This is a genomic window from Grimontia sp. NTOU-MAR1 (assembly GCF_035758505.1).
In the GTDB taxonomy this organism is placed as follows: Bacteria; Pseudomonadota; Gammaproteobacteria; order Enterobacterales; family Vibrionaceae; genus Enterovibrio; species Enterovibrio marinus.
On the sequence record NZ_CP142108.1, the window covers coordinates 1,296,717 to 1,316,761 of the forward strand.

15 protein-coding genes and 1 tRNA gene are annotated in these 20,045 nt (G+C 47.3%); 8 read left to right on the forward strand and 8 right to left on the reverse strand.

Features of this window, described 5'->3' with window-relative positions:
- The first annotated feature begins 202 nt into the window (after nt 1-202).
- Entirely contained in the window at nt 203-787 is a 585-nt protein-coding gene (gene sodB, locus VP504_RS05955; RefSeq protein WP_062708262.1) for a superoxide dismutase [Fe], read from the forward strand.
- Between the two features lie 136 nt (nt 788-923).
- On the opposite strand, the gene asd is transcribed toward sodB, so the two are convergent.
- Complete coding sequence (asd, locus tag VP504_RS05960) at nt 924-2,042, reverse strand: aspartate-semialdehyde dehydrogenase (RefSeq protein WP_062708258.1); 1,119 nt, start codon at nt 2,040-2,042, stop codon at nt 924-926.
- Between the two features lie 569 nt (nt 2,043-2,611).
- On the opposite strand from asd, the gene nhaC reads away from it, so the two are divergent.
- Nucleotides 2,612-4,054, forward strand: coding sequence for a Na+/H+ antiporter NhaC (gene nhaC, locus VP504_RS05965; protein WP_062708255.1), 1,443 nt, complete (start codon nt 2,612-2,614; stop codon nt 4,052-4,054).
- Nucleotides 4,055-4,063: 9 nt separating this feature from the next.
- Nucleotides 4,064-4,201, forward strand: coding sequence for a hypothetical protein (locus tag VP504_RS05970; protein WP_442788896.1), 138 nt, complete (start codon nt 4,064-4,066; stop codon nt 4,199-4,201).
- A 122-nt stretch (nt 4,202-4,323) separates the two neighbouring features.
- Here VP504_RS05970 and VP504_RS05975 read toward each other — a convergent pair whose 3' ends face one another.
- The 6 genes from VP504_RS05975 to yejK all read right to left on the reverse strand — a co-directional run bounded on the left by VP504_RS05975 (nt 4,324) and on the right by yejK (nt 13,037).
- A complete protein-coding gene (locus VP504_RS05975; RefSeq protein ID WP_325893388.1) occupies nt 4,324-5,727 on the reverse strand; it encodes a TRAP transporter large permease in 1,404 nt (467 codons plus the stop codon).
- Nucleotides 5,724-6,281, reverse strand: a complete 558-nt coding sequence (locus VP504_RS05980; RefSeq protein ID WP_325893389.1) for a TRAP transporter small permease — start codon at nt 6,279-6,281, stop codon at nt 5,724-5,726. Before VP504_RS05980 ends, VP504_RS05975 begins: the two co-directional genes overlap by 4 nt.
- A 54-nt stretch (nt 6,282-6,335) precedes the next feature.
- Nucleotides 6,336-7,322, reverse strand: a complete 987-nt coding sequence (locus VP504_RS05985; protein ID WP_325893391.1) for a TRAP transporter substrate-binding protein — start codon at nt 7,320-7,322, stop codon at nt 6,336-6,338.
- A 719-nt stretch (nt 7,323-8,041) separates the two neighbouring features.
- Nucleotides 8,042-10,537 (reverse strand): ATP-binding protein, encoded by a 2,496-nt coding sequence (locus tag VP504_RS05990; RefSeq protein ID WP_442788897.1) that lies wholly within the window; start codon nt 10,535-10,537, stop codon nt 8,042-8,044.
- A gap of 9 nt (nt 10,538-10,546) precedes the next feature.
- Complete coding sequence (locus tag VP504_RS05995) at nt 10,547-11,986, reverse strand: Hpt domain-containing protein (RefSeq protein ID WP_232314402.1); 1,440 nt, start codon at nt 11,984-11,986, stop codon at nt 10,547-10,549.
- 37 nt (nt 11,987-12,023) lie between these two features.
- Nucleotides 12,024-13,037 carry a nucleoid-associated protein YejK gene (yejK, locus tag VP504_RS06000; RefSeq protein ID WP_062708242.1) on the reverse strand — a complete coding sequence of 338 codons (1,014 nt, stop codon included), beginning with the start codon at nt 13,035-13,037 and terminating at the stop codon, nt 12,024-12,026.
- Nucleotides 13,038-13,113: 76 nt separating this feature from the next.
- Between yejK and VP504_RS06005 the strand changes: the two genes are divergently transcribed.
- The 5 genes from VP504_RS06005 to VP504_RS06025 all read left to right on the forward strand — a co-directional run bounded on the left by VP504_RS06005 (nt 13,114) and on the right by VP504_RS06025 (nt 18,118).
- Complete coding sequence (locus VP504_RS06005; protein WP_062660799.1) at nt 13,114-13,332, forward strand: DUF1414 domain-containing protein; 219 nt, start codon at nt 13,114-13,116, stop codon at nt 13,330-13,332.
- Between the two features lie 54 nt (nt 13,333-13,386).
- Nucleotides 13,387-15,261 (forward strand): DUF3413 domain-containing protein, encoded by a 1,875-nt coding sequence (locus VP504_RS06010; RefSeq protein WP_062708239.1) that lies wholly within the window; start codon nt 13,387-13,389, stop codon nt 15,259-15,261.
- A gap of 115 nt (nt 15,262-15,376) precedes the next feature.
- A tRNA-Pro gene (locus tag VP504_RS06015) sits at nt 15,377-15,453 on the forward strand.
- Between the two features lie 95 nt (nt 15,454-15,548).
- The gene (locus VP504_RS06020) at nt 15,549-16,307 is read left to right on the forward strand and encodes a sulfite exporter TauE/SafE family protein (RefSeq protein ID WP_325893392.1); all 759 of its coding nucleotides are present in this window, start codon (nt 15,549-15,551) and stop codon (nt 16,305-16,307) included.
- Nucleotides 16,308-16,522: 215 nt separating this feature from the next.
- Nucleotides 16,523-18,118: a GGDEF domain-containing protein gene (locus VP504_RS06025; RefSeq protein WP_325893394.1), complete on the forward strand. Its 1,596-nt coding sequence runs from the start codon at nt 16,523-16,525 to the stop codon at nt 18,116-18,118.
- On the opposite strand, the gene VP504_RS06030 is transcribed toward VP504_RS06025, so the two are convergent.
- Nucleotides 18,100-20,034, reverse strand: a complete 1,935-nt coding sequence (locus tag VP504_RS06030; protein WP_325893395.1) for a DNA topoisomerase III — start codon at nt 20,032-20,034, stop codon at nt 18,100-18,102. The two genes, VP504_RS06025 and VP504_RS06030, sit on opposite strands and share 19 nt — an antisense overlap.
- Between the last annotated feature and the right edge of the window lie 11 nt (nt 20,035-20,045).

The window sequence follows — 20,045 nt, forward strand, 5'->3', positions numbered from 1 at the left end:
AAAAACGCCTAAAATCTCTAGGGTCAAAATCCGCCGCTTTTTTTAAAATTATTCTTTTAATAAAGTAAAAACTTGCTAAACTGTTTCGCAGTCGGTCTATAAGTAGATCCGTCCACTTATGGGTACTACCTAGAGTGTACGACAAATCTACAGGAAGCAATAATGTCAGGGGGCAACCCCGCCTATCATGGAGAATCGAGTAATGGCATTTCAACTACCAGCTCTTCCTTACGAGAAAAACGCGCTTGAGCCACACATCTCTCAAGAAACTCTGGAATTCCACCACGGTAAACACCACAACACTTACGTTGTTAAGCTGAACGGCCTGATCGAAGGTACTGAGCTTGAGAACAAATCTCTGGAAGAGATCGTTAAGACTTCTACTGGCGGTGTTTTCAACAACGCAGCGCAAATCTGGAACCACACTTTCTACTGGCACTGCCTGAGCCCAAATGGTGGCAGCGAGCCTACTGGTGATGTTGCAGATGCAATCGCTAAATCTTTCGGTTCTTTCGAAGAGTTCAAAGCGAAGTTCACTGATTCAGCAATCAACAACTTCGGTTCTTCTTGGACTTGGCTGGTGAAGAAAGCTGATGGCTCTCTGGACATCGTGAACACGTCAAACGCAGCAACTCCACTGACTGAAGACGGTGTAACTCCACTGCTGACTGTTGACCTTTGGGAACACGCTTACTACATCGATTACCGCAACCTGCGTCCAGACTACATGAATGCGTTCTGGGCTCTGGTTAACTGGGAATTCGTGGCACAGAATCTGGCTGCTTAATTCCAAGCGTAACGCTTAAGACTTGATAGATACCTCGCCTCGGTGGGGTATTTTTTTGCGGTTTACCAAAGTTCGGGCACAAAAAAGCCGCTGTAGCCAGCGGCTTTTGTTCAATCTGAAGGTAACGTTTAAACGTTTAGGCCACTTCAGAAAGGATGATGCGCAGTGTACGACGCAGAGGCTCTGCTGCCCCCCAAAGCAATTGATCACCTACGGTGAATGCATTGAGGAAGTCGTTACCCATTGCCATCTTGCGCAGACGGCCAACAGGAACAGACAGTGTACCGGTCACTTTGGTTGGAGAAAGCTCTTGCACAGTGATGTCACGCTCGTTCGGGATCACTTTCACCCAATCGTTGTGTGATGCAATGATGCTTTCAACTTCGTCCATTGGTACGTCTTTTTTCAGCTTCAACGTCAGAGCCTGGCTGTGACAGCGCATCGCACCGATACGCACACAAGTACCGTCGATAGGTACTGGGCTGTCTTGAATGCCAAGGATCTTGTTGGTCTCAACCGTACCTTTCCATTCTTCTTTGCTCTGACCGTTCTCACGTTTCACATCAATCCAAGGGATCAGTGAGCCTGCCAGCGGTGCACCGAACTCAGACGTTGGAAAATCACCAGAACGCATGGTTTCTGCAACCTTACGATCAATGTCCAGAATAGACGTGGCAGGGTTTGCTAGGTCCATGCTCACAGCGTCGTTGATGGTACCCATTTGGGAAATCAGCTCTCGCATGTTTTTCGCGCCTGCACCAGATGCAGCTTGATACGTTTGCGCTGTCATCCACTCAACCAGACCTTCTTGGTAAAGTCCACCCACTGCCATGAGCATCAGGCTTACGGTACAGTTACCACCCACATAAGCTTTAGTGCCTTTGTGAATGCCTTCTTGAATTTGTTTGAAGTTCACTGGATCCAGCGTGATGATCGCGTCATCTTTCATGCGTAACGTAGAGGCTGCATCAATCCAGAAACCTTTCCAGCCAGCAGCCAGCAGTTTTGGATATACCGCTTCGGTATAGCTGCCGCCCTGACAGGTGATCACGATATCCAGCGTTTTCAGGCTTTCAATATCAAATGCATCTTGCAGCATACCTGCATCTTTGCCGTAGTTCGGCGCAGGGATGCCTACTTGAGAGGTACTGTAGAATACCGGCTCGATGACATCGAAATCCCCTTCTTCTACCATGCGCTGCATCAGTACAGACCCAACCATACCGCGCCAGCCGACTAAACCTACTCTTTTCATTCCCACTCACACTCCATGTTATTAAAGCTTTGCCTCTATCTTGAAAATTAACGACTCAAATAACAAGCAAAAACTGCATCTTTTTGCCCATAAGCTGGGCACATATCAAGGCGTTTGTGCCGCACATCATGACTTTGTCAGAAAAATAGAAATGAGGGGGTAATGAGAGCGTATTACCCAGATAAAACACAATCCCTTAAAAGCCCTATGATCGAATATGGATATATAAACCATAATTTTGCCACTTTATCAGATTTAAATATCACCAAATAATAAAAAATCAAAATTAAAACTAGGATTAAAACATTTATTCACATCTCAAATAAACAGTAGCACAACATAAAATCCATACTTTTTATAACATCATAAGCACAAAAATCACCATTTAAACCAGTAAAAATAGCCTATTCAGCTCAAAGCTCACATAAAACGAAATACTTGTTCACCTATTCCTAGCTGATTAGATAAAGTAGGCGCCGCCAACAGGAAGGCAGCATTGATCAGCCCAATATGGATATCGAGCAACAGTGGCAGTTGACGGGCTAAATACAAAACAAAAGGTTTGAACTATGCAAAGACACCTGGTGCGACTTCCTTCTATATTCCAAGTATTCGCAGCGTTAGGTCTGTTCCTGTTAATGGCGTTTTCTTTTACCGCCCAACTGGACCTCCCTATCCAGCTTGCTCTTTACATCGGCTGGTTTGTTATCATCGCTCTCGGCATCAAGCTGGGACATAACTATAAAGAACTTGAACAAGCAGCCACACAAGGCATTTCAAATGGTCTGGGTGCAGTATTGATCCTGCTGGCAGTTGGTGCTTTGGTTGGTACATGGATAGCTGGCGGTATCGTACCTACTATCATTTATTACGGTTTAAAAGCGATTCACCCTTCTATCTTCCTCGCGGCCACCATGATTATCTGTTCACTAACCGCACTGGCAACAGGCACATCCTGGGGCGCAGCTGGCACGGCAGGTATTGCCATGATGGGTATTGGTCAGGGTCTTGGTGTTCCTGCGCCAGTCACCGCAGGCGCAGTACTTTCCGGCTGTTACTTTGGTGACAAACTCTCTCCGCTTTCTGATTCCGTGATTCTCGCTTCTTCAATGTCTGGCGTGGAAATCGTCGAACACATTAAGGGCATGCTCCCTATTGCCCTTATCAGCTACATCATCACTGGTATTCTCTTTACGGTATTGGGCCTGCACTATGCGGGCAATGTTGAATTGGCTCAGGTGAACAACGTGATTCGGGCGATGGAGCAGCAGTTTGTTATCACACCGTTGAGCTTTGTACCTGTAGCTATTGTGTTGTTGCTGCTGGCGATGCGCCTGCCCTCTTTCCCAGTGATTTCCCTTGGTTCGGTGCTTGGTATCATCTGGGCGATAATCGTCCAGAATATGGCCCCTCTGGCAGCAATAAACACCGCGTGGGCACCTTTTTCGATTGAATCCGGCGTTTCTTTCATCGATGCGATTCTCAACCGTGGAGGCATGGAATCCATGCTGGGTTCCGTTGCAGTTATCGTCTTCGGTCTTGGCTTTGGCGGTCTTCTCGATAAAGTGGGCGTGTTGGAAACCATCGCCAAACTGTTCGAGCGAAAGGTTGAATCTGCAGGAACCCTGGCGACTTCCACCATCGGTACCGCGTTCCTGGGTAACGTCTTTGGCTCTGCTATGTATGTGTCTCTGATCTTAACCCCTAAAATCTGTGCCAAGAACTATGACCGTCTGGGCTACCAGCGTAAAAACCTCTCCCGTAATGCCGAATTCGGTGGCACGCTAACCTCTGGCATGGTGCCGTGGAGTGACAACGGTATCTACATGGCGAGTATCTTGGGAGTAGCGACGCTCTCCTACGCACCTTTCATGTGGCTGAGCTTCGTTTGTATTATCGTCACTATTCTGACCTCATACATGGGTTGGTTCGTCGACCGTTGCCCACCAACAACTGAAGCGTCAGAAGTAGCACAAACTGTCACTCGCGACACGGTTGCGCAGAAAGCCTGATGGTATTGATTGAAAAAACACGCCGTGGGCAACAGTTCAGATGCCAACCTGACGAATTTACTGGGTTTACCGACGCTGGGCGAATTAAGTCAAATCGGAGCAGGCTTTCACGGTGCTGAAGAATATTTGGTATCGGATTTTATTTAGCCGCGCATCGAGCTTCTTAAACACTGATTCCCAAGCTAACATGCTGACAAGCCCTTAAGATCAAAATAAGGGGCGTTTAAATGCCCCTTGTTTTACCTCTAATTGGCCGGGGTCTCTTGACCCTAAGATTTATAGCCCCTGAGGGAATCAAGATAATCCGGCAGGAACAGCGATATTTGCGGAATGTAGGTGATCAATATCAGGAAGAACAGCAGCAGACCTAACCAAGGCAGAGCAGCCTTGATTGCCCAGCCCATGCTCTCTCCTGTTATCCCCGCTGTCACGAATAGGTTCAGTCCAACAGGTGGCGTCAGCATTCCGATCTCCATATTCACCACCATAATGATGCCAAGGTGGATAGGGTCAATGCCCAACTGAGTGGCAATCGGGAACAGGATAGGTGCCATGATCAGCAAGATGGCTGAAGGCTCCATGAAGTTACCCGCGATCAGTAGCAGGATATTCACAACGATCAGGAAGCCCCAGGCCGGTAAGCCCCAAGCCACAATAGTTTCTGCGATAGTATGCGGTATGCGTTCAGTCGTCAGCACATGGGCAAATAACATGGCATTGGCGATGATAAACAGCAGCATGATGCTGACTTTGGAAGCATCGCGTACGACGTGGCTCACTTCTATATCCGTGAACGATTTCACCATCACCGCCGGCAATGCAGCGAAGTTACGCAGCAGCATTGAGATAGTGCCTTCGCCTTCTTTGCGCCAAGGTGTGTTCTTCAGCGGACCAATATCACGATAACCCCAAACGCTCACCAACCAAGCATACACCGCAGCCACGGACGCTGCTTCTGTCGGACTGGCGACACCACCGTAAATCGAACCCAGTACGATAATGATCAACATCATGCCGCCAAGTGCATGGAGTCCTGATCTTGTCAGTGCACCAACACCAGGGAATGGCTGAGAAGGAAGCCCTTTGATGCGAGCGACAATATAAATCGCGATCATCAAAATACCGCCCATCATCAGGCCAGGAATAAAGCCCGCCATAAACATCCGAGACGCTGATACTTCGGTCGCTGCGGCATATACCAGCATGACGATGGACGGAGGGATCAAAATCCCCAAGGTTCCCGCATTCGCGATAACGCCCGCCGCAAACGCCTTCGGGTAACCCGCTTTCACCATGCCCACGATAACAATAGAGCCAATGGCTGCCACCGTAGCCGGAGAGCTGCCAGACACCGCAGCAAATAGCATACAGGCCATGACAGATGCCATAGCCAAACCACCGCGAATATGACCGACGGAATCAATCGCAAAATTAATCAGCCTGCGCGCAACACCGCCCGTTGATAAGAACGCGGAAGATAGAATAAAGAAAGGTATAGCCAACAGAGTATAGTGTTCACTGGTCGCCTCAAACAGCTTGAGCGCGATAGAGGCCAGAGAGTCATTAGAAAACAGCAGAATAGTTGCAACGCTCGACAAACCCAACGCAATCGCGATGGGCATGCCCATAAACATGCAAAGGAACAGCAACCCAAATAATACGGCGATGGTCATTTGTTTTGCTCCTTCCTGCTTTCCATTTCCTTCGTCATTTCTTCTGCGAGATGCATACTTTCTTTGGCTTCATCCACCAGTCCAAATCCAGCACGGGTACCTGTCAACACTTCATAGCCAATAGTCAGAACCCGCAATGTCAGCAGACCAAAGCCCAACAACAAGCAGGACATGGCTTTCCACTTTTCAATCGGCATGTCTTCCATTTCAATGCCAATCATTTTCATCTTGCTGAGATATACCCATGAGCCATAAATAAACAGGCCGCAATAAACCAAACACAGCGCAAGTGCGACCAGGGTCACTGCTTTCTGCTTATTCGGTGGAAGATGTTTAATGGCGGCATCTACACCGATATGCGCGCCTTCGCGCAATCCCCAGGATGCGCCCATCAGAACTAACCATGCGGAAAGATAGAGCGTCAACTCCTGTGCCCAGAGCAAGCCCTCATTGAAGAAGAAGCGAAGAATCACTTCGAAAAACACCAGCAGTGTCATTGTCACCAAAAGCAGACCAATCGCGCCCTCTTCGAAACGGTGTAACAACTTAACCATTTGTAACTCCTGAATAAAAAAGCCCGACCTTTTTCCCTGGCCGGGCTACGACATTTACTGGTTTGAAGAGACAGCGGCTTCAATCACCTCTGGACCGATTTCATCCTGAAACTCCGTCCATACAGGCTTCATCACTTCTACCCACTGCTGACGCTCTGCGTCGGTCAGGGTAATGATTTCACTGCGACCAGAGTCCAGAATGTTCTGGCGGTCTTTCATGGCCTTGTCGTTGGCAATGGCATTACCGTGAGCAACCGCTTCATCCAGCGCTTTTTTCAGCACTGCTCGGTCGCCATCTGGCAAATCATTCCAAAACTCCATGGAGGTCGTCACCATGTAATCCAATACACCGTGATTAGATTCGGTGATGTAAGGTTGCACTTCGAAGAACTTCTTGGAGTAGATGTTTGACCAGGTATTTTCCTGTCCATCAATCGCGCGGGTTTGGAGCAGGGTGAAAACTTCTGAGAATGGCTTCTTAAGCGGCACAGCTTCCACAGCTTCAAACTGTGCTGCAAGTACATCTGAACTCATGATACGAAACTTCTTACCATCCGCATCGGCAGGAACACGTAATGGGTCGTTAGCAGAAAGCTGCTTCAAACCGTTGTGCAAATAGCCAAGGCCAATCAAACCTTTACTGTTCACCGAATCAAGTAGCGCCTGACCCGCAGGGCTTTGCTGAAAACGGTCGACCGCTTTCATGTCCTTAAACAGGAATGGCAGATCATATACCTGCAGTTTTTTAGTGTATTTCGAGAACTTGGAGAGAGAAGGGGCAATAAACTGAACATCTCCAAGCAGCAACGCTTCCATTTCCTTACCATCGCCGAAAAGCTGAGAGTTTGGATAAACCTCAACCACATATTTGTCACCGATGCGCTCTTCAACCAGATCACGGAACTTCAGCGCCATTTGGCCTTTGGGCGTATTTTCAGCCACCACATGTGAAAACTTGATGGTATCCGGTGCTGCTTGAACGCCAGCGCTCATACCCGCGTAAAGCGCCAACACTGAAAACATCGTCGTTAGCTTTTTCATAGCTTTTCCTCTCATTCCTTGTGTCGTTATGTCCCAAACACAACATTGGGAACATTTGCCGTTTAAGGTCTAGTAGAGGAAAAAGAAAAGCATCAGGAGCCAAACAAATAATTAACAAAAATAAAACAAAAGTGGGATGTGCAAGGGAGCAAATGGGTCGAATTCTACCCATTTGCTGTTTGAAACGACTAAGGTGGAAGCCTTAAGGCAATGCGAGGAAATATTACATAACCATTTAAGTGGAAGATAGCATGTCAAAGACCACCGCCAAACGTTCATATTCGTTTGGTAATATTAAAAGCTGTGCATTGAATTCAGCAATGAGCCCATATAGCGTTTCGCTATCCAAATTGGTTTTCGCCATCTAGCTTTGGGTTCTGCCCATCGGATGATGTGATTAATCTCCAGGCGCTTAGCATCTGGGTAACACTACCTCAGGCACTCACGACATGACAAAGTGCCACTGTCGCGACAACACAGCTCTGACCGCTGAGTTTCTAACACAATCAAGTCTGAACATTGCTGGCAAAGCTTGCTGCCGCGGTGAATGTGCTTGCAATAAAGCGTTGTCATCGCGCGAACTAGCCATAAAGGCTGGCGTTTAGGCGCGTACGTTGTCGGTTGAATTTTCATAGCCGCGCTATTTTGCTCAGCCGCATTTAAATTCCTTTGACAAAGATCAAGCTTTGGTGAAGAAGTCGCCGGCTTACATTTGTGCTTCAAACTTCAATTTCTGCCGATAACACTTTCGCGCAGGCGACATAAATATCATTTTCACGCAGCGGCTTACCAATATGTCCTTGCATACCGTTACTGATGCAACGCCAGATATCATCTTTCAATACATTCGCAGTCATCGCTACGATCGGGGTGTATTGATTGAAGTTATTCGTTGAACGGATTTGTCGTGTTGCTTCAAGGCCATCCATCATCGGCATCTGAATGTCCATAAATATGATGTCATAACCCTGAATTCTGGCTTTATCGACGGCAGCAACGCCATCTGTGGCCTTATCAACCGTGAAACCGAATTTAGCCAACATCTTTTCTGCAATCATCAGATTAATTGCATTGTCCTCAACCAGCAGGCAATGTTTGCCCCTAAACGCCCCGTTATGTTGTTTAAGGATCTCCTTACCCTTAGCATCACAGCCATTTTTCTCAATTTGCAGAGGGAGGAAGACTTCAAACTCGGTACCACGTCCCAGCTTACTGTCAACACCAATGGTACCGCTCATCAGATCAATCAGCTGCTTGGTGATAGCAAGTCCTAACCCTGAACCGCCAAATTTGCGCGTTGTAGAAGCATCTGCTTGCTGGAATTCATCGAAAATCACCTGGTGCTTTTCGGGAGGGATCCCAACACCCGTATCCTTAACCCGAATGCATACCCCTGTGTATCCTCCAATTTCCTGCTGCATAGATATACTCAGGCTAACCACGCCGTTTTCAGTGAATTTCAATGCATTGGAAACCAAGTTCAACATCACTTGCTCAATACGGTGCGCATCGCCTAGAAAACGTCGGGGGCAAGCATCCTGATAACTGAACTCAAACGCGAGCTGGGGCTTGTCATTGATAGTGGGAAGCATCAAATCACGAACGTATCGACCCAGCTTTTCCAGATCAAAAGGCGCTTCTTCAAGTTTAAGATGATTCGACTCTATCTTGCTGAAGTCGAGAATATTGTTGATGAGCGACATCAAGCCACGGGATGAGTGAGCAATCACTGACAAGTATTCAGCCTGCTTGCCAGACATAGGCTCATCCTGCATCAGGGATGCGGCACCTAGAATGCCATTCATTGGTGTGCGGATTTCATGGCTGATATTGGCAAGAAATAGCTGCTTTGCTCGCGCGGCTCCAATTGCACGCTCCCTTGTCTCAACAAGGTTCGAACTGAGTTGATTGAACTCAGATACCAGCATACCAAGCTCGTCTTTCTCAGGGTAATCAATCGGCGAAAATGGGGCATCGCCCTTCTGTTGGATAAGTGCATTCCGCACCTTCGCCATGGGGCGCACAATTTGGAAATGAATCGAGACATAAGTAATACACATCAACACAACAGCAACGAGTGCCATTGCGAAGAAAAGGTCATTCTTAAGCTTGGTCGCTTCAACCAGCAACAGGCGCTCTGGTAGAGCTCCCACCAAGGTCCAGTTGGTGTCAGGTAAGGTACGACCAAACACTAAGGTCGTTTCATCCAAAATAGGATCAGTTTCCAGCTTATGGATGAACAGACGCTCCGTACTCTTGAACACCGACAGGTTAGGCATCAGATCAGACGCTACAGAAACTGCGTAGCCCAAATCAATTTCAGGTGATGACGCCACCATCGCTTTTGCCAATTCCATGACATTCTGGTCGTTCTGTCGAAGTAATCGCTCACCTTGTGTTGCCTGACTGATTACTAGCGCTAGCTCTGCAAAATCAGGCTCAGAAGCAGCAATTTCTTTCACACTAGGCAAAGGCGTTAGGGAAGGGTCATCGGAATACTTGGCTTCGGGGAAAGACATCATCGCGCCGCCCCGATCAAACATTAACATGTAGCCGCCGAGCTTCTCTCCACTGCGTGTCAAAAACGCCTGGAGTCGCTCCAGTTTGACATCAATAGTCACCGCACCGACAAACTGTTTTTCCCTGAACATAGGCACGGTGCAGGTAACCATAGGCTCATTGGTGTAAGGGTCAATATATGCGCGGGACCAATAAACCTTATCTCTGGCATATCTTGCTGGTGCGTACCATTCAGACAATTGATAAGGTGTCGCATCAACTTTGTTGTAATCATTGATACGATGATAAGAACCATCGTCATTGATAGCGATGAAGACCGAAGACTTCACGGCGTCAGCTTTGTAGAGGTAAGGTTCAGGCCAGAATCCACCACTGGCAACCATATCGCGGATATTAGGGTTTCGGAACATGCTCGCCAGTTGCTTCTCAATCTCGGCGTCCGTATCTTCAAGTGAGAGCGAATTAGCAAGAGAAAGAGCGATAGTGCCCACACTGTTGGAAAGCTGTCCAAGGCTCTGCGCGACAGTTTCAACCTGCGCTTCAACACGCTGGTTGGTGCTGTCCCGTACCATGCTGTTTCCGGTAGTATCAAGTACATAAACGATGGTCACCACAACCACCGCAAGCATCATTCCCAAAATCCCCTGAGCTTTGAAGCTCATTGTTTTGTACCAAGGAACGTCCTTTGTAAACACAATGATTCCTTAAGATGCCGTGACTTGGTGAGTTTTTTCTATCTCTTTCAAAACAGCCTGAATACTAACACTCAGAAGTCTTTCAAACTGCTTCACTTCATTCTCATCAATCGACACACCATTTCTCAACTGAGAATCTGCAGAGGTGCAAAACTGCTGCAATGCAGACGCACCAATGTTACCGGATACACCTTTAAGGTTGTGGATCAGCGTGCGTGCGCGCGCCCACTCCCCCACCTCTACATGTTTCCTCAGTGTTTTTCCATCATTTTGATGCTCAGCCACAAACATAGTCAGCACAGATTCTATCGCGTCTTCGTCATCCTCGAGTTGTTCTTTCAGTATTGACGGTTCGAAAAGAGGCTCATCCGGCTCAGTAAACCTGAACGCCCCACCCCCTTCGTTGAGCTTTTTATCTGCCTTTAACTTATTTGTCTTCGGCTCTATCGCCAAAGCTTCATCATCATTTTCTTTTCTGAAACTGAGAGCGAGCAAGCCAACGAGAAAACCAAAGCTAATAAACATAGCTGTCATTGTGTTATCGAGAAGCAGCAGCGTCCGCGTTGTCCAATAGCTCTGCAGTTGGGTAATTGAGCGCACAAACTTATGGTTGATGACCGCATCAACACTTCTAAGCTGACGGTTTAGCCGCTCCAAGCCGGAATAAAGCGCAAACAGTTCACTACGCGTCATACCATTGGGCATTTTGGAAAACTCAGACTCCAGTTTCGTTACATAGCTGTTAAATCGCGCTATTCGACTGCGGTGAGGTGAATCATTAAGACCATGTAATTCAAACAATAGATAGCTACTGACCTCTTGCAGCAAGCTCTTCAGTTCAGGATCTCTCGTACTATCATGTAGTTTCTTCAGTTGTTTGGTTACAGATGAGATGGAATAAATTGAGGCAAGGAGATTATCAACATCTTCAACAAAGGTATCAGCCTCCAACAAAGTGCGTTGAATGTCGTCCCAGCGGTCTTCAACAGTATGTGACTTGGTGCGGAGCAAAAGGTAACGGAAATGCTGGACTTCTTTTTCCAACTGAACCAGTTGGGTTTTCTGGTTGATCATCGAAGCCGATACGGTTTGCCTTAACTGTTGAGCCGCATTATTCAGTTTTACGACATGTCCCGCATGGTCTCTCGTGTGGTTCATATCTGAATAAGAAATCAGCGCGTAAGTCACTGAAATGCCGAATCCAGCCCATAAAAAAAGAAACAGCAATTTTTGGCCGACGCAAGAATTGCCTGAAAACATTGAGAGTTTTTTTAATCGAAGCATTTCGGACAGTGATGTCACAATCAATCCTTTGTGTAGCAATTCTGTTCCCAAACAGGAACGGAGATACGTTGTTTTAAATATTTTTGGTTGTTTCTTATAAGTTAGGCAATTTGTCTTTTTTTGCAAACAATGGCTTACAAACATGTATGACCAAGAAGACGCCATAGAGTAACGTTTGTCATCCCATGGCGTAACTCTAAATTTATTCGTCGACGTTCAAGCGCCGAGTCAGTTGTTCACGAAGGTTAGGAGGCGTGCCTTTGATTGTCAGCGTGTCAGTATTCTGATCATAGAAAATGCGCTCTCCTAGCAGCATGCTATCAAAGTTAATCGATAGGCCACCGCCACCGCCAACAAACTTTGTCAGCTTACGCATGGAAGTGCGATCTGCTGGGAAACTTTCTTCCAATTCATAGCCTTGTTCAGAAGCAAACTGGTAGAAGTCCACACCTTGATCGTTTTGGGGTAATTCGCCCGCCAGTTCTTTTACAACCACTTCATCGCCCGATTGCAACTGACCGTTGCAGTAGTCGTAAACCTGCTTACGGTATTGCTGCTTCTCTTCTTTATCCAGGCGAGAATCGGCACAGTAATCTTCCACAGCCTGCATCAGCACCAGATTTTGCTGTTTGGAATCCATGCCCACTTCTGCTTGCATAAAATCAAGGAAGAAGTCTGCGACTTTGCGGCCTACGCGACCTTTAACATAGGTCAGGTATCGGTTGGATTCCGCGTCGCTCTCCCATGTAGAGAGGTCAATACGCGCAGCGATGTCCATCTTGGCAACATCAAGATAATCCGTGCTACTGATTTCAAGGTCATCCGTGACTTTCATGCTCGATTTGGATTCTAACAATCCAATGAAGAGATATTCTGTTGCCAGCGAGCGGTACTCAGCGATGACCAGAACACCTTCATCAGCAAAAGGATACTTCGACAACTCGGTCTTAAGACGCTCGGCAGAGTGCGAAGAGAACGTCAAAAACTCCATTTCTTGCTTGCGGCTGGCCTTCAACCACCCACAAAACTCACTATCTTCAGCAAACTGGCCAAAACCTTTACCCGCTTTCGCGTTATATATACGATGGATTTCACTGATAAGATTTTCCGTCGAAGGTGAGTGGTTTAATGGTTGATCTCTCAGTTGAACAACCAGTGTGTCTTCACCCTCTTTTTTGATTTGATGAAGAATAACGTTTGAAAGCGTGAGGCTCATAATTGAAAACATTTTTCGTCGGACTAGAGTGTGAGGTATTATACGCGGCTTCTCCTGATACAAGACAAGAGTTTCTATGCCTGTTACTTCTAAATATCAAGATAAAAACGTTGAACAGATCCTGAGCGATGTGGTCAATGTTCTTGAAAAGCACAAAGTATCTACTGACCTATCGTTGATGGTTGTTGGTAATATTGCAACAAACATCATTAACAACAATTTGCCAGCAGCTCAGCGTAAAGTTATCGCTGAAAAATTTGCTCAAGCTCTGCTGTCTTCTATCGATACAGAGTAATAAGCCGCGTCAAAAAACGACACGCAAAAGAATAAAGAGAAGAATAGACCTTATATGGTAGACAGTGGAAACACCTACAGGGATAAAGTATCCCAGCTCGTGAGCTGGGGGCACTGGTTCAGCTTTTTCAACATTATCGCAGCCATGTTGCTGGGCACTCGCTATATCGCTCAGTCTGGTTGGCCAGAAACTTTGCTAGGTCAGACCTATCAATTGCTGACATGGATTGGTCACTTCGGTTTTCTGGTTTTCGCTGTCTATATTCTGGTTATCTTCCCAGCAAGCTTCATTATCCCTTCACAACGGTTAATGAGGCTATTTGCTGTTCTGGTTGCCACTGCAGGCATGACTGTCCTGCTGTTGGATATCTACGCCTACGAGACCATGCATCTCCACCTCAATCCTTTGGTTTGGGAATTGCTGCTCAGTGGCGAAAAGACGGACATGAATGCCCACTGGCAATACCTGTTTGTTGTCGTACCCGCTATCTTCTTGCTAGAGCTCATTATTTCGGAATGGGTCTGGCGTAAACTCCGTAAACTTTCACGTAAACGAGTCGGTGTGCCCATTGCCACCGTGTTCGCGTTCTGCTTTATCGGTAGTCATCTGATCCACATTTGGGCAGATGCTTTCCTTTACAGCCCGGTTACCGCACAGCGCTCTAACTTCCCAGTTTCTTATCCCATGACGGCAAAAACCTTCATGGAAAAATACGGTCTGCTTGATCGCCAGGAATACCAGCGTAGGAAAGATGCCATTGGCGATCAGGAAAGTGACGTCATCCGCTACCCTCTGGAAAAACTGTCTTTTGCTTCAGACGCACAGAGCTTTAATCCGAACCTATTGGTAGTGATGGTCGAAAGCTTACGCGCGGACATGCTTGACCCTGTGGTAATGCCAAACCTTAATCACTTTGCTAACAGCAACCTCAAGTTCTCGCACCATTACAGTTCGAGCAACGACGCTATGGCAGGGGTTTTCGGCCTCTTCTACGGCCTACCAGGAAGCTACGCACAAAGTGCACGCACCGAGGGTTTGAGTCCGCTAATTATCGATACATTAGCAAAGCGTAACTACCGCTTTGGCCTGTTTAGCGCTGACAACTTTGAAAATCCAATTTATTACCAGAGCATTTTTGGTAAGCATTTAGAGCAAGCCTCAAATGTCCAAGCCTCAGAAGCCTGGGTCGCAGACCATATTTCCACTGACAATCTCGATAATTGGATCAAAGAAGGTGATGTGAAGAAGCCATGGTTTGCTTACCTTGAGCTGAAAAGCGTCACAGAGTTTGAACAAGGCGGGGATTACGAACGTCCATTCCAGCCCTCGCTCGACAATGACATGGCAAGTGTTGGCGAACAGACGTCGTTAGTGCTTAAAAACAGCTATAACAACGCGGCGTACTATGTGGACACTCTGCTAGGTGAAATGCTTGACACACTGGAAGAAAATGGTCAACTCGACAACACGGTGGTTATCATTACTTCTAACCACGGTACTGAATTCAACGAAACTGGATCTAACAGTTGGGGTGCAAACACTAACTACAGCAAATACCAACTTCAGGTTCCACTCGTCATGCATTGGCCAAATCAAGAAGCGCGTGACGTCGACGTTTATAGTTCGCACCTTGATATTGTTCCGACACTGATGGAATCCATGTTGGCGGTAGACAGTCCATCGACCAATTACACCAGCGGCCGTAACTTGTTCGAGCTTTCAGAAAAGCCAAGAAAGTGGGTGATAGCAGGTGATAGCCGTGACATCGTTGTGGTTCAGCCAGACAAAACTACTGTGGTGGATAAATTTGGCAACTACCGCGTGTATGACAGCAATTACAAACTGCAACCTGAAGGAAAGCCCCAACTATCTGTGCTGATGCAAGTGATGCACGAGTTGAAGCGCTTTTATCACCCGGAAGAAAATTAATTGAAGTAGTCACCGTCAAGGTGGCTTCTTTTTATCCAAATGATTGAAATTCGCGGATTTAACAAAGAAAGACGATTGACAGTCTCATACTGTGTTCGTACCATGCACTAATTGTCGGTCTGTAGCGCAGCTTGGTAGCGCACTGTCATGGGGTGTCAGGGGTCGGAGGTTCAAATCCTCTCAGACCGACCATCTATTTAAGCCCACAGCTTTTTAGCTGTGGGCTTTTTCGTTTCTACTTTCTTGGTTAGTATTCATTTCCTCATTTAAATTATTTGGATAGCGAAATGGACGTCTCTATCGAGTTTGGCGCCTTACTGGTTGTGCTTGGCTTTGTCGCAGGCATTATCAATACCCTTGCAGGTGGCGGCTCAAACCTCACCATACCGGCACTAATTGTGTTGGGTATGCCTGCTGAAGTAGCGAACGCTACCAACCGTGTTGGTGTGTTTATGCAGAGCGTCTCCGGCGTAGCTGGGTTTCGCCACCACAAGCGTCTGGATAGCCAAGACTTACTGCCTATCCTTATTCCGACTCTGATTGGCGGCGCAGTTGGAGCAGGAGCTGCGGCCTGGCTTCCTTCTTCCATCATCAAACCTCTTCTACTCGGCACCATGCTATTAATGGCTTTTATCATGCTGGTAAAGCCCCAGGCAGTCATGCCCGAAGAGGGTGAGCTCTCTAGAAAGGTCAAAGACACACCTGCATCCTGGATTGGACTTGGCATTGCAGGTTTTTATGGCGGATTTGTACAGGCAGGTGTGGGGTTTGTATTGATAGCTGCGCTCTGCGGCACCTTACGATACGATCTCGTACGCGGCAATGCCCTAAAATTGGTCTGTACCCTCGCTTTTACTTCTGTGTCTCTCGCCATTTTCATTTGGCACGATTTGATTCTTTGGTTGCCCGGTTTACTGTTGGCGTTCGGCTCTACGTTTGGCGCGTGGCTAGCCGTGAAGTTCGCCATCAAAGCAGATCCTAAGCTCCTTAAGTGGTTCCTGTTTTTGATGACACTCGCGGGCGTTATCTTTGCGTATACAAGCTAACAAGATGCATAGATTTTTACCGATATATCAATAGAATAACCTTAAAAAGGACAAACTCATTACCTAGATCACACGCCAGTGAACTCCGCTGTGAAGTCTGTCGAATATGAAGGGAAATTAGACATTGCTAAAAAGAATTGCTGTCATACTGTTCATTTAAAGATTAGAACTAAAATCACATTTTTCGTCAGTAGTCAGTAAAGGGAGTCGTGGGCATGATCGCTTTGGATTACGCATTCTGCCTGAAAACAGGCGAAGCGATTTGTCCGCAAGAAAACCTGAATGCATTCTGTTTGGCTTTGGGTCAAACGTTCAGCACTCTTGCTGGAGATAGTCACTGCCAAATATTACTCAAGTCTGAGCGTAGCTCAGACTGGAAGCAACTTGCTGATATTCAGCCTGATAATCTAAATGTCGCCTTGCCTACCGTTGAGCTAAATAAATCAAATCAAGCTTTGCTTTTGAATCTTCTCGCCGCTGACGATCATAAGCTTCGGAATAACCTGTACCATCTGTTGCTCCCACTAAATATGCGTGGTGAGTTATTAGGTTGTCTGGTGATTTCAACAAGCCAAGAAATTAGCGTCGATGCCCATGCGAAAAGTATGCTGGCATTACTGCTTTCTGGCGCACTGGACAGCCACCTACAACACCAGTTATTGGCTTGTGAACAAGCCAAGCACAAAAATACCGAAAAGAAACTGGTGCAAGAAGTCTGCTCACAAAAGGGGCTCTTAGAACAACTCCATATTCTACACAAAATCTCGTTGAGACTCTGGCATGCCCACTCCATGGACAACATGCTTCATACAGCCGTCTATGAATGTATTCATGCACTCGATTTTGACCGCATGGCGATATTCCTGCTTAACAGCCACACCGGCTTGATGCGGGGCACGTATGGAACAGATATCGAAGGCAAAGTCACCAACGAGCAATGGTACTGTACAGCGATTCATGAGCATCACCACGCCAAGACAACGCTGGACAAGAAGCGCCACATCACTATTAACGAGGACTCTGAGCTTTATCATGACAGCAAGGAAGTTGGCACTGGGTGGAATGCCACTATCTCGCTTTGGGATGGTGATGAACCGATTGGTTGGATAGCCTGTGACAACCTAATCACTGGGACTCCGTTAAAAAGCTATCACAGTGAGCTGTTGAAGCTATTAGGTGTCACCATGTCGCAACATCTTATTCAACGTCGCGCTCAGGACGACCTCAAAGCCTTGAACCTCTCATTAGAACACCGCGTCGCAGAAAGAACTTCTCAGCTAGAGGATGCCAATAAGCGCTTAAACCAGATTTCCCGTGAAGACAGCCTGACCCATGTGCCAAACCGCCGAATGTTGGATGAAAGGCTGGAAGAAGAATGGCGTCGTGCTCTGAGATACCAAACACCACTAACGATACTGATTGTCGATATCGATCATTTCAAACAGTACAACGACAAATACGGCCATGCTTTGGGCGATCAATGCCTGACCCAAGTTGCTGAAGCGCTTAGTCAGGTTGAGAGACGCGCAGGCGCCCTGTTGGCACGATTCGGCGGAGAAGAGTTTGTTTTCCTACTACCGGGCAGTAACCGAGAGAATGCGATATCTGTGGCTAACCGCGCGCTAGAAGCCGTTCGCAAACTAGAAATCCCTCACGGTGATTCGCCAGTTGCGCCGTTCGTAACCATCAGTGCGGGCGGTAAAACCACCATTCCAGAAAAACCAAACAATCAACAACAACTGTTTATTGATGCAGATGTCGCGCTCTACGAGGCGAAGAGCGCGGGAAAAAATCAGGCTTTCGTTTTATAGCGGCGCTTCTTATTAGGCGCTCTTCCCTTACCTTTCTTAAAACGGTTAGGTTGTGCTGGCAGCGAGCGCAAGCTGTCAGGCACAGGGCCTTGTCTGACGGTTTGCATCAACACATTCAGCTCTGATTCCAATGCTGTCATAAAGGGCTGGTAAGCGCCTTTCTTCTCTGCCATATCATGCAACTGACGCTCCCATTGCGCCGTCATATCCGGATAAGCTGCTTTCTCTGGCAACGCATCAATCAAACCTTTGCCAGAAGCAGTAGAACGGATCTGCTTTCCTTCCCGGGACAGAAGACTTCGCTTGAACAACAAATCTAAAATTCCAGCCCGGGTTGCTTCTGTGCCTAGCCCGTCTGTATCGCGCAGAATTTTCTTTAACGAAGAATCTTTCACGAATCGGGCAATCCCTGTCATTGCCTGCAGCAACGTCGCTTCTGTGAAACAGCGCGGAGGCTCTGTCATGCAATCTTTGATGTTGCCACGGGCGCAAGTCAACACAGTGCCTTTATCCAGTGGAGGTACCAGACTTTCGATATCTTCATTTTGCGCTGATTTATCTCGGGACATCAGCGCTCGCCACCCCGGAGACATCAACTTTTTCCCTTTTGCGATGAAAAGGCCACCCGCTATTTCAAAATCCAGTTTGGCTTCTGCATACTCCGCTGCAGGGTATAACTGCATCAGATACTGACGGGCGATCAACTCATACACATCACGTTCACGTCCACTCAATGCACCACTGCTTTTCGAAGTAGGAATAATCGCGTGGTGAGCTTCGACTTTGCTGTCGTTCCAAGCTTTCGATTTGAGGGAAAGGTTGGCATTGCTGACGGCGGTCGATAAAGCCTCAGACGTTTTTGCTATTGCTGAGGAGACACTTTTCGCCTCACTGAAATGACCTTTTGGTAAGTAGCGGCAATCTGAACGAGGATAAGTGATCACCTTGTGCTTTTCATACAACGCCTGACAACATGCCAGTACATCAGCGGCGCTCATATTAAAACGCTTAGCCGCATCAATCTGCAATGCAGACAGGCTGTAAGGTAACGGCGGTGTTTGCTTGGTGGTTTTACGCTCTGATTTGGTCACTGTCGCTGGCTGGCCTTCAATACGACGCGCAACGTTTTCGACGAGGTTTCTCGCTAATACCCGCCCTTCTTCATCCTGCCACGGTTGGCAGGCTTCACTCGGCTGCCAACGTGCAATAATATCACTACCTTGGTACGGAATAACCGCATCCAATTGATAGAAAGGCTTTGGGATAAAGGCTTCGATTTCCCTGTCTCGACGAACCACTAGCCCCAACACTGGCGTTTGCACGCGACCGACGGAAAGCACACCCTGATATCCCGCCTGCTTTCCAAGCAAGGTATAAGCGCGGGACATGTTCATGCCGTAGAGCCAATCCGCTCTTGAGCGCGCCAGTGCTGACACTGAAAGCGGCACAAAGTCCATGTTGCTACGTAGGGATGACAACGCCTTTTTCACCGCCGAGGTGTTCAGGTCATTGATCAGCAGACGCTGGATTCGTTTTTTCTTGGCTTCAGAAAGCTTGGCGTGACTGAACACTTCATCCACCAGCAACTGACCTTCACGATCCGGGTCGCCTGCATGCACGATATCATCAAACTGCTTGAGCAGTTTTTTCACCACGCCTAATTGTTTAGCGGCAGATTTGCGCGGTTTTAAGATCCATTGCTGCGGAAGAATAGGAAGATCGTCGAGTCGCCAGGTTTTATATTTTTCGTCATAAGCTTCTGGCTCTGCCTGCTCCAGCAAATGGCCGATACACCATGTCACCGTGTCACCGTTTCCGGCAACAACATAGCCTTCATGATTTTTGTGGGGCTTGGGAAGTGCTGCGACAATCGCGCGGCCTAGGCTGGGTTTTTCGGCGATAAAAAGTCTGGTCATATCGTTGGAGG